14 protein-coding genes, 4 tRNA genes and 1 pseudogene are annotated in these 15724 nt (G+C 70.5%); 10 read left to right on the top strand and 9 right to left on the bottom strand.

Features of this window, described 5'->3' with window-relative positions:
• Positions 1-32: 32 nt before the first annotated feature.
• Positions 33-551: a hypothetical protein gene (locus tag FHL79_RS02220; protein WP_138756991.1), complete on the bottom strand. Its 519-nt coding sequence runs from the start codon at positions 549-551 to the stop codon at positions 33-35.
• Between the two features lie 162 nt (positions 552-713).
• The gene (locus FHL79_RS02215; protein WP_138756990.1) at positions 714-1292 is read right to left on the bottom strand and encodes a hypothetical protein; all 579 of its coding nucleotides are present in this window, start codon (positions 1290-1292) and stop codon (positions 714-716) included.
• Between the two features lie 2044 nt (positions 1293-3336).
• Between FHL79_RS02215 and FHL79_RS02210 the strand changes: the two genes are divergently transcribed.
• From FHL79_RS02210 to FHL79_RS26395, 3 genes and pseudogenes are all read left to right on the top strand, one after another.
• Positions 3337-3678 carry a transposase gene (locus tag FHL79_RS02210; RefSeq protein ID WP_246080247.1) on the top strand — a complete coding sequence of 114 codons (342 nt, stop codon included), beginning with the start codon at positions 3337-3339 and terminating at the stop codon, positions 3676-3678.
• 706 nt (positions 3679-4384) lie between these two features.
• On the top strand, positions 4385-4585 hold the full coding sequence (locus FHL79_RS02205) for a helix-turn-helix transcriptional regulator (protein ID WP_138756989.1): 201 nt from the start codon (positions 4385-4387) through the stop codon (positions 4583-4585).
• Positions 4585-5679, top strand: a pseudogene (locus FHL79_RS26395) (tyrosine-type recombinase/integrase); the annotation flags it as partial. The gene FHL79_RS02205 and the pseudogene FHL79_RS26395, both read left to right, overlap by 1 nt.
• Positions 5680-5828: 149 nt before the next feature.
• On the opposite strand, the gene FHL79_RS02195 reads toward FHL79_RS26395, so the two are convergent.
• The 5 genes from FHL79_RS02195 to FHL79_RS02175 all read right to left on the bottom strand — a co-directional run bounded on the left by FHL79_RS02195 (position 5829) and on the right by FHL79_RS02175 (position 10063).
• Positions 5829-5904 (bottom strand) — tRNA-Lys (locus tag FHL79_RS02195).
• Positions 5905-6155: 251 nt separating this feature from the next.
• Positions 6156-7355, bottom strand: a complete 1200-nt coding sequence (locus FHL79_RS02190) for a right-handed parallel beta-helix repeat-containing protein (RefSeq protein WP_171057964.1) — start codon at positions 7353-7355, stop codon at positions 6156-6158.
• Positions 7356-7758: 403 nt separating this feature from the next.
• Entirely contained in the window at positions 7759-8607 is an 849-nt protein-coding gene (locus tag FHL79_RS02185) for a hypothetical protein (protein WP_138756987.1), read from the bottom strand.
• Positions 8608-8641: 34 nt separating this feature from the next.
• Entirely contained in the window at positions 8642-9529 is an 888-nt protein-coding gene (locus FHL79_RS02180) for a Rieske (2Fe-2S) protein (RefSeq protein ID WP_138756986.1), read from the bottom strand.
• A 42-nt stretch (positions 9530-9571) separates the two neighbouring features.
• Positions 9572-10063 carry a hypothetical protein gene (locus FHL79_RS02175; RefSeq protein ID WP_138756985.1) on the bottom strand — a complete coding sequence of 164 codons (492 nt, stop codon included), beginning with the start codon at positions 10061-10063 and terminating at the stop codon, positions 9572-9574.
• A gap of 181 nt (positions 10064-10244) precedes the next feature.
• On the opposite strand from FHL79_RS02175, the gene FHL79_RS02170 reads away from it, so the two are divergent.
• The gene (locus FHL79_RS02170) at positions 10245-10772 is read left to right on the top strand and encodes a GtrA family protein (protein WP_171057963.1); all 528 of its coding nucleotides are present in this window, start codon (positions 10245-10247) and stop codon (positions 10770-10772) included.
• A 54-nt stretch (positions 10773-10826) separates the two neighbouring features.
• A complete protein-coding gene (locus FHL79_RS02165) occupies positions 10827-11159 on the top strand; it encodes a hypothetical protein (RefSeq protein WP_138756984.1) in 333 nt (110 codons plus the stop codon).
• Between the two features lie 21 nt (positions 11160-11180).
• Here the strand turns inward: FHL79_RS02165 and FHL79_RS02160 are convergent, their stop codons facing one another.
• The gene (locus FHL79_RS02160) at positions 11181-11855 is read right to left on the bottom strand and encodes an AMIN-like domain-containing (lipo)protein (protein WP_138756983.1); all 675 of its coding nucleotides are present in this window, start codon (positions 11853-11855) and stop codon (positions 11181-11183) included.
• 114 nt (positions 11856-11969) lie between these two features.
• Between FHL79_RS02160 and FHL79_RS02155 the strand changes: the two genes are divergently transcribed.
• From FHL79_RS02155 to FHL79_RS02135, 5 genes are all read left to right on the top strand, one after another.
• Positions 11970-12042 (top strand) — tRNA-Glu (locus FHL79_RS02155).
• A 37-nt stretch (positions 12043-12079) separates the two neighbouring features.
• Positions 12080-12156 (top strand) — tRNA-Asp (locus tag FHL79_RS02150).
• Positions 12157-12188: 32 nt separating this feature from the next.
• Positions 12189-12262, top strand: a tRNA-Phe gene (locus FHL79_RS02145).
• A 94-nt stretch (positions 12263-12356) separates the two neighbouring features.
• On the top strand, positions 12357-13097 hold the full coding sequence (locus FHL79_RS02140; RefSeq protein ID WP_138756982.1) for a response regulator transcription factor: 741 nt from the start codon (positions 12357-12359) through the stop codon (positions 13095-13097).
• 44 nt (positions 13098-13141) lie between these two features.
• Positions 13142-14620: a sensor histidine kinase gene (locus FHL79_RS02135; RefSeq protein ID WP_246080246.1), complete on the top strand. Its 1479-nt coding sequence runs from the start codon at positions 13142-13144 to the stop codon at positions 14618-14620.
• A gap of 35 nt (positions 14621-14655) precedes the next feature.
• On the opposite strand, the gene FHL79_RS02130 is transcribed toward FHL79_RS02135, so the two are convergent.
• Positions 14656-15708, bottom strand: coding sequence for a glycosyltransferase (locus FHL79_RS02130; protein ID WP_138756980.1), 1053 nt, complete (start codon positions 15706-15708; stop codon positions 14656-14658).
• Between the last annotated feature and the right edge of the window lie 16 nt (positions 15709-15724).

Genomic DNA, 15724 nt, shown 5'->3' with positions numbered 1-15724 from the left:
CGTTTGTGGGCCGCCCTCAGCGCGAGGCCCGGCTACGTGGAAGACAGCTTGAGCTCCAAGACCCCGTTCGGCTTTGAGAAGGCCGCCGTCGGCGGCCCGGGCAGCACCGCGAGCATGACTGTCTCGCCAGCGGCGACGTCGACGGACAGGTCTTGACTCCCACCCCAGTCCAAGCTGCCCCGCACCACATGACGGCCGGGCTCGACCTGCAGATCAAGGGACCTGCCGGGGCGCACGGAGCCGACCTCCTCACCGTCCACGAGGATCTTGTAGGTGCGCACGGCATTGACGTAGTAGCCGGCAGGCCGATGCACCCGGATGCCGCCACGCCCCTCCGCTAAAGACTGGGGGTCCTGAGCGGCTACATGGTCTCCGGTCCTCTTACCGAACTGACGGGGCGTCCTCGTCACCAGCAGATAGCTCGGCAGCAGCAGGACCACTAGGACGGCCAGAAACCAGCCGACCGCTGCGGGACCTGTCACGAAGAAGTAGACGGCAACGCCGATCCCCAGCACGGCCGCGAAGATGACGAAGTTCCCGATGACCTTCACGGCCGGATCGTCCAGTAGCCCGAGCCGAAGATCAACTTCAGAGGGCGACCAGCCTCGACTGTGGACCATCGGGATAGCTCACCCCTGCCGCATGCGCAGAGCGATCGGACCGATAGATAAAGGACGTCATTCAAGGGTCGGTCAATAGACACCAGCCATGACTCACGCGCGATCCAAACCAATCACCCAATTAAGCTTTGCCGGGCCAGTCCTCGACAGTTCCCAATCAAGAAGTCCAAGGTTGCGCTTGCAGGACTCCAAGGCCACGCCATGAACAGCTAACCCAGGATCATTCCTCCCCCACCGCCTCACGCTCTCCTCGTCCATCCAGGGCAAAAACAGATCCTCACCAGTCAAAAGCAGAGGAAGGCGCGGCGTCAGCGACCGACGGACAGTGACTACTTCCGCCCGCACCTCACAGAATGTACGCAGGATCGCGACCTCTTCAGGTCCAAAACTCTGTTTCGCTGTCACGAGAACGATGAGGCTGTCAAATCCTTCTCCAGTCAGGCGGTCCTGTAGCCAACCAAGGTTGTCGAGATCATTCTGATCAATCCGATTGCGGCCTTTCACCTCCCCGATCAAGGTGACAGGGATTGGATAGCGCAGAAACGCGGCAATGTCGGCTTCAACCGACTTTTGGCCAACCGTGACTGTTAGGCCCAACTCATGACACGCCAGATCACCGCCTATTCCGTACGTGTTGACTATCTGGCCAAGCGCGGCCAAGGCAGGAACCATGGCCTGCACCTGCTCACGCGTCAGATGCCCCGCTAGGCGGAACAACCACTTTGGCGGTACTGCCCCCCCCCCCGATCAGAGAAGCCAGTCGCACATCTTGTCCACAAAAGTCGCACGCGACGTGGTCGCCGAGCATGCTTGGACCAATATGCATAGACGCACGACAAAAAGTACATTTGCCCACTAGGACCGCAGTCACCAAGCCACTATTGAGCAGCCGTCGCAGGACTGATTCGACGTAGTCGGCAACACTGGTCTGCGACAACCGCATGGGCCACCGACCGCGGCCCTTTTTAATCTCTTCTCTAAGACGAGCCAGCGGAATGCCCCCCTGATGGGTGGCTAAGAGCTGTAAAGCAGCGGCCAACCCAGGTTGCGTTAAAGCTCCACTAGCCGCGCCACCCAGCATCTCCGCCGCCCGCGTTTGAAAAAGCCCAACGTCGGACTGGCCAGTGACAACTCCTCCCGCCCCAAACAGCCGGCGAAAGACCTCGGACTTGCGGTGGAGCTGAACATTGATCGACCGATCGGTGACGCCGACTCCTGAGACGAACCCGCGATCCGTCGGTCGCCTGGCACGCACCATATTGTCGGATACCCAATCCAACAGGTCCGCGAATCTTTCGTCGTCAGGCAGGTGCGCAACTAGCCGAGGGTCATGACCGGTCAGCTCTGTGACCTTGACATCGGCGGCAACTGTACGGAAATCTCCTAAAACGCTTCCTCGTCCAGCTAGGCGACGCCTCGGCAAAAGAACCGTGGCCTGCATCGCTCCGTAGGGAATAGCGACATCGAACGGAAGCACGTCGTCGGTCTCAAGAACGCGCGAGTAGCGCGGTGGCGTTTTGCCTGAGTGATACCAGACGGCCCTTCTGCCTACCCCTTCAAGCTTGAATGCGAGTGCATCGAAGTCCTGCTCGCAAGGATCCTGTCGAACATCCCAGATCCACACTTCTTGCATCGACTCCGAGTCTTCTGAGCTCTGCTGGGCAGACCAGCTAGCCACCTCCTCCAAGCGGAGTATTGCGAACTAACACCGAGATCAATAATCATCAAGTTGATCGCCAGCGATCGGACATTCCACGCCAGAACTTGATGCGTCAGGGAGCTGCGATCTATAATCAGTATCAGGGGTGGGGTGTGATTGAACGAACGCGTCGACACCGCGGACGGTACGTCGTCGAGTACGGCGGAGTGCGTCGATGCGGTAGCTCGGTCGGCCAAGAACCAATCAAGCAGCGGATCATGCTGAACTTCTACGCCACTCGGCGCCCCGTCTAGTGCGACCCACGGTAGCAATCCATTGGCATACCGTCCGGTTTCGAACGGTCCCCATTCACCGCGACCACGCCAGGCCACTTTCGACTCGAGTGTAGATTCGTCGTCCCACGCCCAGAGAGCATCCAGATCATAAGCGTGGAACTTCGCCTCTAAGTCCTCCTGACTGGCTGGCGACTCGAGAATGGATGAGTAGCAGCCACCCCCGAGGCCAGCCAGGGTGCGGAAGATTTCGACTACACGAGCCGATTCGCCCAAATCTGCCACGACACCCAAGAGAAGTGGCCGAATGGTGACGGTACCGGCGATTCGCGTTGTTGTTGGCGCAGCCATTCGAGCACCGTACACCGCGCCAGAGTCACCGCACTGGTTCATGGAGAAGACTAGCCAGGTCCACTGGGTGTAGCCACCTGGTCTTGTTTCCCTCGCGCTGACCAACGGGGCCCAAAGGCACCAAACGAAAGAGTTGGAGTCCACTGCACGAGCGCCTTGCTCGCGCGAGGCGACGCGACTACCTCGCTCGTTCGGTTGCCTCCCGACACTCAGCCACAGGACTCACGAGCATCCTTGCCACCGATTCGCCGCACATGTCGCCTCGATGGGTGTCAGATACGCCGGCCATACAACATAAAGGAGGTTATGTTGTTCGACCGTCGCAGCGACAGCGGCATGGCCGAGGCTCGCCGCCTGGGGCGCCCAGGTCGACCGGCCGCGCTGAAGGAGACGACCGGGGGTGACCGGGCCGCCGGGGTGACGCCGGCAAGCCGTGGCGGCGTCAACCCGATGGGAGCGAGGCAGCCCGCGGGCGACCGCAGTTCCAGAACAGCTGCCGGGCGCGAGACACGGATGGGCCTCCTCCGGGCGCACCAGTCGGCATCGGCTCAACCGCTCAGGCAACCGCACGCTCAACCGGGTGCTCTACACCATGGCGATCACCCAGATCCGCGCCGACACCGAAGGCCGCGCCTACTACCTGCGCAAACGCGCCGAAGGCAAGACCGGACGCGAAGCGCTGCGCTGCCTGAAACGACGCCTCTCCGACGTGATCTACAAGACCCTGCACGAAGACCTCGCCGCCGGACGCGCACCGACCGCGATAGGACGGTGAGTGCGGCAGCGGCAAACGGGACGCGTCTTCACGGCCGAAGCCAGCTGCGCGACAGGCTCCCAGTCCCTGACCTGCTCTTCGCTGCGGCCAGTCCACCGCACCCACCGCCAGCCAAAACGCTACCGCCGAGCCCTTGCACATAGGAGCTCACTCGGGCCCAAGCGATTCGTTGTGACGAGTGGCCTCGGCGGGCCAGCGCCCGAACGCGGCCAGGTCGACGAGAGGCCCGGCCGGGTGGCTCAACCCTGTTCTGGCGAGTCCGGTGCGGGGGTGACGTCCTGACGTACCGCGCGCTCGGCCGACCGAAGTCCTCGCAGCTGTGCGGAGAAGTTGGTCCCGTGCTGACGCAGAGCACGCCGCCGACTGCCACCTGCTCCCAGTCGCGCGAAGCGTCGACCCCGACGAGGAGCGCGATAGCCGCCGCCAGAAGAGCACCGAACAGGACGGCCAGCTCCTGGCTCGCGTGTCGCCGGCGCGTCTGCTGGTCCACCCGGGCACGGCATCGACGCGCCAAGCGGGGTGACAGCCTCCTCACCCGTTGGAACCTCGCTGAGCTGGGGTGACGTCCGGGGTGACCGCGGCGGTCGTGCAGCCGTTCGACTGCTTTCCGACTCCCGGTCGCCGATGGCAGCGTTCGGCCTGCATCGGCGCCTGTTGAGCGTGCGCGGTTGCCCGATCTGCGCGGCCGTCCACCCAGGAGGCACCCATGACAGGCCGTCTGCTCACCACCGAGGAGGTGGCCGCGCGGTTCCGCACCAGCCCGGCCACCGTTCGCTACTGGCGCCACGTCGGCATCGGCCCTGCCGGCGTCCGCGCCGGCCGCCGGGTGCTCTATGACGAGGTCGAGGTCGGCCGCTGGTGGGACTCAAAGGTCGGCGGGGACAAGGCCACCCGCGCCCACAGTTGATGCACATCACCGCCGCCGATGGCCTTCGTCGGGCAGGCTCAGCCGCAAGCAGTTCAGTCCGATCTCTCGGCACCTGCAGGAGGTCCTCTGCCGTGGACGGCTCCATCACCCGGATCACGCTGAGCGACGGGACGTCGCGGTACCGCGCGCGATACCGCAATCCCGGTGGGCGGCAGCACGAGAAGCGGTTCGCCCGGAAGGTAGACGCCCAGCGCTGGCTCGACGTGGCAACCTCGGCGATGGTCACCCAAACCTGGACCGCACCGGACCGCGGCCGGGTCACGGTCTCCGCCTGGGCAGACCAGTGGCTCGCGGCACAGACCCAGATCAAGCCGAGCACCCTGTACCGGTACGCGGGCCTGCTGCGCACGCACGTGCTCCCCACCTGGGGCAGTCACCGCCTTGCCGACGTCACGCATGCCGAGGTCGCCGGCTGGGTCGCCGGACTGCGAGCCAACGGCTCCGCACCGGCCACCGTGCGCCAGGCGCACCGCGTCTTCTCGCTGCTGCTCGGACTTGCCGTGCGCGACGGGCGCATCCCGCGGAACCCCGCTGACCGGGTGCCTCTCCCCCGCGTCACCCGCGACGAGCCGCGCTTCCTTAGCCGGGAAGAAGTGGAACGGCTCGCCGCCGCGGCCGTCGACGACGGGGACGTCATCCGACTGCTCGCCTACACCGGGCTGCGGTTCGGCGAGCTGGCCGCGCTGCGGGTGCGCCGCGTCGACTTCCTGTGCCGCCGGCTCAGCATCGCCGAATCCGTGACCGAGGTGGCGGGCAAGCTGGAGTTCGGCTCGCCGAAGACCCATCAGCACCGGAGCGTCCCACTGCCGGCCGCGTTGGCCGGTCCGCTGGCCGAGCGCTGCGAGGGCAAGAAGGGCGGCGACCTGGTGCTGACCACCGCCGCGGGCACGGCACTGCGGCTGCGGAACTGGCGCCGCGTGGTCTTCGACCCGGCCGTCTGCGCGGCCGGCCTGACCGACGTCACCCCACACGACCTCCGGCACACCGCCGCCTCACTCGCGGTGGCCAGTGAGGCCACCGTCAAGAGCATCCAGCGCATGCTCGGGCATGCCTCAGCGGCGATGACGCTCGACGTCTACGCCGGTCTCTTCGACGACGACCTGAGCGACCTGGCCGCTCGGATGGACGCCGCCGCGCAGCGGGCCGCCGACAGCCTTGTGGGCGTCTTGTGGGCGCCACCCCCGGTCGCCCACCCACGAAAGAACAAAACTGCAGGTCACAGTGGTGGGCCCCGTGGGGATCGAACCCACAACCCGCGGATTAAAAGTCCGCTGCTCTGCCAGTTGAGCTAGAGGCCCTGCCGGTGCCGGAGGGCTTCCAGACGACCCACGAACGACGTGTGCGGGATCTGCGGCACCCTGCGGCCCGCTGCGAGGCTAGCGCGCCGCCGCTTCGACACGCGGCGCTGAACGGGGGTGGGGCGGATGGCAGCCCTCCGTCCGTGCTGACGTGCACGAAGAACCCGAGGTCACCTCAGACGTTTCCCGGAGAGCTCCTGGGACACCGGGGCACCCCCGCACAGGCAGATCGTCGCGACGTCGCGTGCGGCCTAGCTGCAGGAGATGTTGGTGCACTGGGCGGGGTTGCCGTTGCCCCCGGCGCGGTTGCCGCCACCGTCCACGACACCGGCGACCGCCTCGATCCCGAGGTCGTGGTTGTGGGCGGCGAGGTTGCCTGTCAGCGTCGTGCCGGGAGCGTCGACGTCGATGCCGTCGTCACCGCTGTTCACCGCCACGTTGCCGGACAGCGCGGTGCCGGTCGCGTCGGGATCGACCAGGATCCCGTCGGCGTGCTGGCTCGTGGCGTGGTTGTGCGTGACGTGGTTGTCGCGGGGCGCAGAGGCCGCGTCGAGGTGGGCGACGTAGATCGCCGGGCCGTTCCCCGTGGCATGTACCGCGTTCCGGGCCACGGTGCTCCGGACGGAACCGTCGAGGATGATGCCGAAGCCTCCCCGCTCACCTCCGCCGACGGCGTCCACGACGTTGCGCCGCACCAGGGTGTCCGATGCGACCCCGACGATGATGCCGTCACCGACCCTCCGGAGCTCGTTCTCCTCGACCCGGATCCCGCTGGCCTCGTCGTTGACGTCGATGCCCCCGCCGCTGTCCGAGACGACGTTGCGGCGGACGGTGGTACCGCTGCCACCGACCGCGAAGCCGTGCTCGCCCGCATCCAGCGCGTTGTGCTCGATGACGCTGTGGTCAGCGTCGAGGAACATCGCGTAGCCGGTGCTCCCCGACGCCGCGTTCCGGGTCACGAGCGCGTCCGACGACTCCAGGACCACGACCGCGGTGATGCCCGGATCAGTCATGGTGTTGCCCTCGATCACCGTGTGGGCGCTGTCCACCACGAGGATGGCCTCGCTCGTCGTCTGCGCGATCGTCAACCGGCGCAGCCGGTTGCCGTCCGCCCCGCCGGAGACGAGGACCCCCGCGTTGAACTGCTGGATCGCGCCGCCCTGGATCGTGACGCCGTCGTGGCCGGCCGAGTTGTCCACGCCCACGTCACAGACCCGGCCCTGCACCGGGCAGGTCACCGGCGATGTCCCATCGCCGTCGATGGTGTGCCCGTTGAGGTCGAGCGTGATGTCGTTGGCACCGATCACGAGTCCGATGTCGGGGCAGTCCACCAGATCGCTGGTCAACGTCGTGTCGACCGAGACGACGTCCCCGCACGCGACACCGCTTGCCGCTGCCGGGCCGACAGCGAGCATCGTGGTGCCCGCCACGAGCAGCGCGACGGCGAACACCCTGGCAACCGCACGTGGACGCAGACGCGACCAGAGGCTGGTGCGGGACTGGAAGGACGGCGAAGAGGACATCACGCCTCCCTGCAACTGCATGCCCGTGCGGACAGGAGCCGGGACGTGGACCACGTCGCCACCAGCGGCGTCATCGACCGTCCAGGGGGTACAAGAGCGTACGCGCGGAGCAGATGCCGGACAAGATCCGGCGAGCTCGGCGGGACGGTCGGCCAGCTCGACGCGCCCTCGCGCGCGTCTCCGGGATCGGCCGAGGGGTCAGAGCACGGTGAACAGGACGAACAGCAGCGCCGTCAGCACGAGCGAGACCAGCAGCGAGCCCAGGCAGCCCAGCCGGCTGGAGAAGAGGAACACGCCCGGACGGTGCCCCGGTGGCGGGCCGGCGAACCGCTCAGCCGGTGCACACCCGGCCGAGGAACCCCTCCAGCTGCACCTTCTGCGCGTCGTCGAGCGGGAGGTCCACCGGCACGCTGTCCCCGTCGCCGACGGTCACCGCCAGCGGGAAGACGAACGGCTTCTTGGTCTCGGCGAGCGCGTGCGGATCGCACCGCGCCGCGTCGAAGGTCACCGGCAGCCTCAGCTCGTCCCGGTCCGGTTCCAGCGTCACCGGCAGGTCGTCCAGCACCGGCTGCAGCACGACGCTCCCGCCGAGCCGGGTGACCTCGACCGGCTCGTCGCCCGAGCGCCGGGTCAGCACGACCACGCCGGTCGTCGTGGTGCCCGCCTCGGTCAGGTCCTCCACCGCGACGTCGACGACCGCCAGCACCCGCTCGACGGCGCACGCGGCGTCGTGCACCTGCGCCATCGTGTCGCCGGCCAGCGGCACCCGGAGCTCCCCCGTCGTCCCCTCCGGCCGCACCACTGTCACGCGCGCCGCCACGGGCTCGACCCCGGCCGTGCAGTCCACCGTGCCGAACGGCGTCGGCAGGTCGATGGTCTGCCCGGGCTCGTACGTCGCCGCGACCGTCCGGGCCGGCACTGCGGCGAACCCCGGGGAGTCCAGCTGCACGGAGGTGACCGTGAACGGCGCCGGGCCGGTGTCGGTGAGCCGCACCTGCACCTGCCCGCCGAGGGCGGCGTCGGTGCGCAGCTGCACCGCCTCACCGGTGACGCCGGGGACCTCCGGGAGGGCCTCGGCGGCCGGCGTGGACGACGCAGCCGGCGGCGGAGCGGGCTGGTCCGCGCCGCCGCAGCCCGCCAGGACCGCCACCAGCACCAGACCGACGGCCGCTCCCCGCACGGCCGCAGCCTAGGTCCGGGTCAGCCGCCGGCGGTCACTTCGAGACGTGCCGGTTCGGCAGCTTCCCGTAGACCCGGCCGGCCTCGTACCTGACCTCCAGCCGCTCCTGCGCGCTCGCCGTCGGCCCGCGCCGCGGCTCGCCGCTCTCCAGGTCGAACGCCGAGCCGTGCCACGGGCACACCAGGCAGTCAGCTCCGCGGACCTCCTCGACCGTCCCCTCGGCGAGCGGTCCGCCCACGTGCGCGCAGGCGTTGACGAAGACGTCGACGCGGGCGCCGCGGCGGACGACGGCGAGCCCGACCGGCGTGCCCTGACCCTCACCGGTGCGCAGCGCCGGACGCCCCTCGGGCAGGTCGTCGAGGGGTCCGAGGTCGATCCACTCGGTGGTGAGCTGCCGGGCCTCGACCACCGCGTGGTTGGCGCCCGAGGACTGCGCGTAGGACATGTGCCCACCGATCGAGGCCGACGCGCTGGCCAACCCCAGGCCGCTGTAGGCCAGCACCCGGCCCAGCGTGCCGTTGCCCTTGCGCCGGGCCACCAGCGAGCCGACGTACAGGCCGAGCGCCGCGGAGTTGGCGACCGCGTGCACGGCGCCGAGCCGGCGGACGGCGTCGTCCTGCTCCGACCAGTCGGCCGCGCCCGCGAGAGCGGCCGGCAGGCTGGCGGCGACGCCGGTGCCGATCAGCGCGGTGGCAGCCGGACGGGCCGGCGGCACCGCGTCCAGGATCCCGGCCGACAGCCAGGTGCCCACCGGGACCATGGCCAGAATCGGGTGCACCGGGTGGCCGAGCCAGGTGCCGTGCAGCAGGTCCTTGAACGCCTGCGGCCGGAGCACCTTGTTCACCGCCGCCCGCGCGCTCTCCAGCGACTTGTCGAACGACGACACCTCGGACAGCCGGTCCAGCACGGCGAGCAAGCTCATGCGCCCGCCCATACCCGTTGTGGGCGACCGGAACCGGCGGGCTCATCTCGCCGCCGTCCAGTCGGCCCCCTCGGCCAGCAGCGCGATCGCGGCCGCACCCACCTCGTCGACGTCCCGCGCGAGGTCGGCGAGCGAGTCGCGCAGCGGCCCGGCCACGCCCTCCTCCGGGGAGCACAGCCGCACCGCCAGCCGGTCGGCCGCCGTCCGCAGTCGCTGCACGGCCGGCACCTCCCCCGCCGGGGACGCCGGCGCGGGCCCCGGCCAGGCGACACCGGTCTCCCGGCACAGCCCCGGCAGGCGGCGCAGCATGCCGGCCGACGCGGCGGCCGTCCGCCAGGCGGTGCCACCGGTCAGCTCCGGCGGGCAGGTCAGCGTCGCCTCGGCCCAGCGCAGCACCGCCAGGACGTCGCCCCACACCACGTCGGACACCACGCTGCTCGCCGCACCGGCCACCGGCGACCGGTGCGCCCGCACCAGCACCCCGCCGAGCGAGGGGTCGTAGAGCCAGGGACGCCGAGGGCCGGGTGTGTGCACGGCCCCACCGTGCCGACGCTGCTCGGGAAGCAGCTGACAGCCGCCTGTGACCTGATCGTGACCACTCTCCGTGATCGACCTCACGGAGTGTCAGCGCGCCGCGCGGGGAATCCAGATGCACACCTGAGACTTCCTGGTGGAGCATGCAACCGTTGAGCCACTGGCTCTCGAAGGAGTACACGTGACCTGCCCGTCCCTGCTCCGTCGCACCGCCCCCGGTGGCGCGCGCAAGCCGGGTTCTCTCGTCACGACCGAGCTCCACCGGGCGCCCCAGCTGCTCAGCCTGCTGCGGACCCGCCTGCACCAGGACGACGCCCGCGCCCAGTTCGTCCGCTTCGTCGTCGTCGGCGTGGTCTCCAGCACGGTCTACGCCGTGCTCTTCATCGCGCTCGGTGGGCTGGGCGACCAGCTGGCCAACGTCGTCGGCGCGGTCGCCTCGACCCTGCTGGCCAACGAGATGCACCGCCGGCTGACCTTCCACGCCGGAGCCCGGGTCTCCTGGTTCGCCGCGCAGTGGGAGGGCGGGGGGCTGGCCGTCATCGGCCTGGTCGCCACCTCGCTCGCACTGGCCGGCGTGCACAGCCTGGTCGGCGACGTCGGCGCGGTCGCCCAGCTCTGCCTGATCGCCGCGGTGACCGGAGCGATCGGCCTGATCCGGTTCGTCGCCCTCCGCAGCTGGGTCTTCAGCACCGCTCCGCACCGGGACTGACCTCCCGCCGCGTCGGGCCGCGCGGGGTCCGGCCGTCCGCCCTACCCTGCTCCCATGGCCGATCGACTGCACCGAGGTGTCCGCGCAGCCGTGGGCGCCGCCGCCGGGGTCCTGCTGCTGCTGCTGCCGTTGGCGGCGTGCAGCTCGGACAACGTCGACTGCTCCGGCACCACCTGCACGGTGAAGCTGGAGGGGGACGGCGCGAAGGCGAGCATCCTCGGCAACGACCTGGCCTTCGTGGGCACGGAGAACGGCAAGGCGACCGTGTCGGTCGGCGACGCCAGCGTCTCCTGCGCCCAGGGCGAGAGCGTCACCGCGGGGCCGCTGTCCCTCACCTGCACCACGGTCACCGACACCACGTTGGAGCTGACCGCGAAGGCAGGCTGACCACCGGCAGGCCGCCGCCGGTCAGCCGGTGGTGGCCACCTCCACCACCACGCGGGAGGGTCCGGTGAGGGAGTAGACCCGGAACGGCGCGCGGGTGGCGGTCCCGATGACGGCCGCCGAGGTGCCCTCGAAGGTGGCGTCGTAGAAGACCCCCTCGACGACGTCGGTGCCCGAGATCGGCACCGCACCCCGGGCCACCTCCTCGGCACCGGAGTCGTAGGGGTAGCTGGTGCCCTGCAACGACACCCCGAGGTACGCCGCCCCGGGGAGGTCGATCGCGGCACCGCTGCCCTGCGCCGACGGGGCGTCGACGTACTCCACCGACCAGCCGGGCGTCCCGGTGCCGGACAGCTCGAAGACCACCCGGTCGAAGCCCTCGTGGCTGGCTGCGCGCACCGCGGTGACGGTGAGCCCGTCCGGGTCGACCGCCTCGGCGACGTCGGCCCGGGTGTCGCCCGGGAACGGGGTGCCCGCTGCTGCCTCCTCCGTGGCCGCCGCTGTCGCCGTCGCCGTGGCCGTCGCCGGGCTGGTCGACTCGGTGGACGTGCTGCTGGGCGCGGAGGCGGAGGTCGTGGTCGATGCGCTGCCGGTCGAGGCCGCGGCCTCGGGGTCGGTCTGCGCGGCGCACCCGGCGGAGAGCACGGCAACGGCCAGGCAGGCGAGCCCGGTCATCCGGGAGGGACGTCGTGTGAGCACGACCGATGCTGGCACGCGGAGCCCCGCAGACCTGCTCGCCACGCGGCGCGCGGGCCCCCGTGCAGGCACCCGCCCCGGGCCATGTAAGGTTCTCCCTGCCTCCAGCGACCACGAGCCCCCATCGTCTAGCGGTCCAGGACGCCGCCCTTTCAAGGCGGTAGCACGGGTTCGAACCCCGTTGGGGGCACGCACGACAGCTCCACCAGGAGCACCAGAACGAGCAAGGCCCTGTAGCGCAGTTGGTTAGCGCGCCGCCCTGTCACGGCGGAGGTCGCGGGTTCGAGTCCCGTCAGGGTCGCCATCCGGCGCCAGCACCACCGGTTCCGGCGCTGGGGCCAGGTAGCTCAGTCGGTACGAGCGCTCGCCTGAAAAGCGAGAGGTCGGCGGTTCGACCCCGCCCCTGGCCACCCCTCCTCTCGTCGCCTGCGCATCTGCCGGACGTCCAGACACTTGTTCGGCAGAACACAGGAAACTCCCAGGATCAGGCTGCACAGTCAGACCATGACGACGAGCACCCCCCTCACGAGCTCTCGGGCCCAGCTCACCCGTCCTGATGGCAGCGCCCTGAGGGTGCTGGTAGTCGACGACGAGCCCTCCATCTGCGAGCTGCTGTCCATGGCCCTGCGCTACGAGGGCTGGGACGTCCGCACCGCCTCCGACGGCGCCGACGCCGTCCGCGTCGCCCGCGAGTTCCGACCGGACGCCGTCGTCCTGGACGTCATGCTGCCGGACATGGACGGCCTGGAGGTGCTACGCCGGTTGCGGGCGGACTCCCCGCTCGTGCCGGTCGTCTTCCTCACCGCCAAGGACGCCCTCGAGGACCGCATCGCCGGGCTCACCGCCGGCGGCGACGACTACGTGACCAAGCCGTTCAGCCTCGAGGAGGTCGCGGCTCGGCTGCGCGGCCTGCTGCGCCGGACCAGCCGCGTGGTGGCCGACGACGGCCTGCTGGTCGTCGGCGACCTGACGCTGGACGAGGAGAGCCACGAGGTGATGCGGGGCGGTACGGACATCCGGCTCACCGCCACCGAGTTCGAGCTGCTGCGCTACCTGATGCGCAACCCGAAGCGGGTGCTGTCGAAGGCGCAGATCCTGGACCGGGTGTGGCAGTACGACTTCGGCGGCCAGGGCAACATCGTCGAGCTCTACATCTCCTACCTGCGCCGGAAGATCGACGCCGGGCGCACTCCGATGATCCACACACTGCGCGGCGCCGGGTACGTGATCAAGCCCGCGACCTGATGCACCTGCAGCACCTCCCGGGACCGCGCCCGCAACGCCTCACGTTGCGGGCGCGTCTGCTGTGGGCTTTCGTCGTCCCGCTGGTGCTCGTGCTGGCACTGGTCGGTTTGGTGTCCACGACCGTGCTGCGCAACCACCTGGTCGATCAGGTCGACTCACGGCTGATGGCGACTCAAGACCGCGCCGCCAACGCCGCCCTGCGGTTCGGCCACCCGACTGCCGCTGATGCACCGGACGCCGACGCCGCCAACAGTGGCAAGCGTCCCGCGACGCCGGACTTCTACGACACGCCCGGTCAAGGTGACGGCACTCTCAGCGCGGTGATCGACGACGGCATCTGCACCCAGGGGGCCACGCTCACTGCAGACGGCCAGTCGCGCACCCTCACCCGGCCACAGGCCATCATCGTCGCGTACGCGAGCGCCTCCACGGACGCGCGGACAGTCCACCTCGGCGGGGACCTGGGCGACTACCGGCTCATGGCCAGCCCCATCTCTGGCGGGACAGTCATCGTGACCGGGCTCCCGCTGAGCAGCACGAGCGACGCGGTGCGCAACCTGGTCACTGTCGAGTTCCTCGCCGGGCTCCTCGGCCTGGCCGCGGCTCTGGGCGTGGCAGCGCTGATGATCCGCAGCGCCGTGCGTCCGCTGGACCGCGTGGCCGCCACCGCTGCCCTGGTCTCCGAGCTGCCGCTGGCCAGCGGCGAGGTGCGGCTGGCCGAGCGGGTGCCGCCGGACTACACCGACCCGCGGACGGAGGTCGGGCAGGTCGGCACGGCGCTGAACCGGATGCTGGACCACGTGGAGGGCTCGCTGGCCGCCCGTCAGCAGTCCGAGACGCAGGTCCGCCAGTTCGTCGCCGACGCCAGCCACGAGCTGCGCACCCCGCTCGCCTCCATCCGCGGCTACGCCGAGCTGGTCCGCCGGCAGCACGCCGAGGTGCCCCCCGACGTCGGGTACGCCGTGCGACGGGTCGAGTCCGAGGCGCTGCGGATGTCGGAGCTGGTGGAGGAGCTGCTGCTGCTCGCCCGGCTGGACGCCGGCCGGGAGCTCAGCACCGAGGAGGTCGACCTGACCGCGCTGGTCGTCGACACCGTCAGCGACGCGCACGCGGCCGGCCCGACCCACCGCTGGCAGGTCGACCTGCCCGACTCCCCCGTCGTGGTGCCCGGCGACCCGGCCCGGCTGCACCAGGTGCTGGCGAACCTGCTGGCGAACGTGCGCAGCCACACCCCCGACGGCACGACGGCCACCACCCGGCTGCGCGCCGAGGCCGGCTGGGCGGTGCTGCAGGTGGCCGACGACGGGCTGGGCATCCCGGCCGCGCTGCGCCCGCACGTCTTCGAGCGCTTCGCCCGCGGCGACGCCTCCCGCTCGCGCACCGCGGGCAGCACCGGCCTCGGGCTGGCCATCGTGCACGCCGTCGTCGCCGCGCACGGCGGCACGGTGGAGGTGGCCAGCGAGCCGGGCCGGACCGCGTTCACCGTCCGGCTGCCGCACGCCGAGGAGGGCCCCGGCGCCTGAGAGCGTCGCCGAAGGCGTGCCCCCGGCGCGGTCCCTCAGGTGGTGGCGTGGTCGGCGGCGACCTGGTCGTAGACCTGGGCGTGCACGCGGCGGACGGCGGCCAGCTGCTCCGCCCGCCAACCGCGGTCGACCCGCGCCGGAGCGGGGCGGGTCAGCGCCGCCACCACCGCCGAGGTGAGGGAGGCGGTGTCCAGGCCGGTCAGCGGGTCGTTGCCGTAGAGGACGACGTCGGACCACTGCTCCCGCTGGTGCCCGCCCACCGGCACGACCGCCCGGGTCCCGGCGTCCCGGCAGAGCTCGACCCACGACGAGTGGCTCCGGGCGCGCTGCGGCACGACCGACACGTGCAGCTCCTGCAGGTGCCGCACCCACCCCTCCGGCCCGGTCGGCCGGCTGCGCACGAGCTCCAGCTCCCCGGCGTCCGCGAGCGCGACCAGCACCGGCAGCCGGACGGCGAGGTCGACGTCGGGGTCCACGTCCACCCGCAGCCGGCCACCGCCGGAAACGGCGCCGGACAGCGCGCTGCGCAGCAGCGCCTGCGGCTCGGCGACCTCCGGGCCCAGCGCGCCCAGGTGCACGCCGACCAGGCGCGTCTCCCGCCCGACCCCGGGGGTCGGGTCCCCCAGGGACGGGTGGGCCACCACGATGGCGGTCCGGCCGAAGCGGTCGGCGATCTCGTCGGCCGCGCCCGGGGTGAGGGTGAGCACGACCTCTGCGGTCGCCAGCAGGGCACGCAGGTGGGCCTGCGCGCGGGTCCGCGCCGCGCCCGGGTGCGTTCCGGAGTCCGCGCCGTCGACGGCGACGAGGTCGTGGACGGTGACCACCAGCGGCACGTCGCACCGCCGGACCGTCGCCGTCCAGGCGTCCATCTCGGCCACGGTGAGGTGCTCGAACCCACCGTGCACGTGCAGCACGTCGACCGCGTCGGTGTGCGCGGTCAGGTACCCCGGGTCCAGCCAGGGGCTCGGCGTGACGCCCGGCCCGACCCGCAGCACGCGGTCGGGCAGCACCGCGTCGACGTAGGGCGAGCTGTCCGGGACGGACACGACCCGCAGCGGGCGCTGCGGCTCCTCAGGGACGACGGTCACGAGCCTCCTGCGGTCG

Source organism: Modestobacter altitudinis, from assembly GCF_005930475.1.
In the GTDB taxonomy this organism is placed as follows: Bacteria; Actinomycetota; Actinomycetes; order Mycobacteriales; family Geodermatophilaceae; genus Modestobacter; species Modestobacter altitudinis.
Note: the sequence above shows the minus strand (reverse complement) of the source record. Positions and strands in the feature narration are given on the sequence as shown.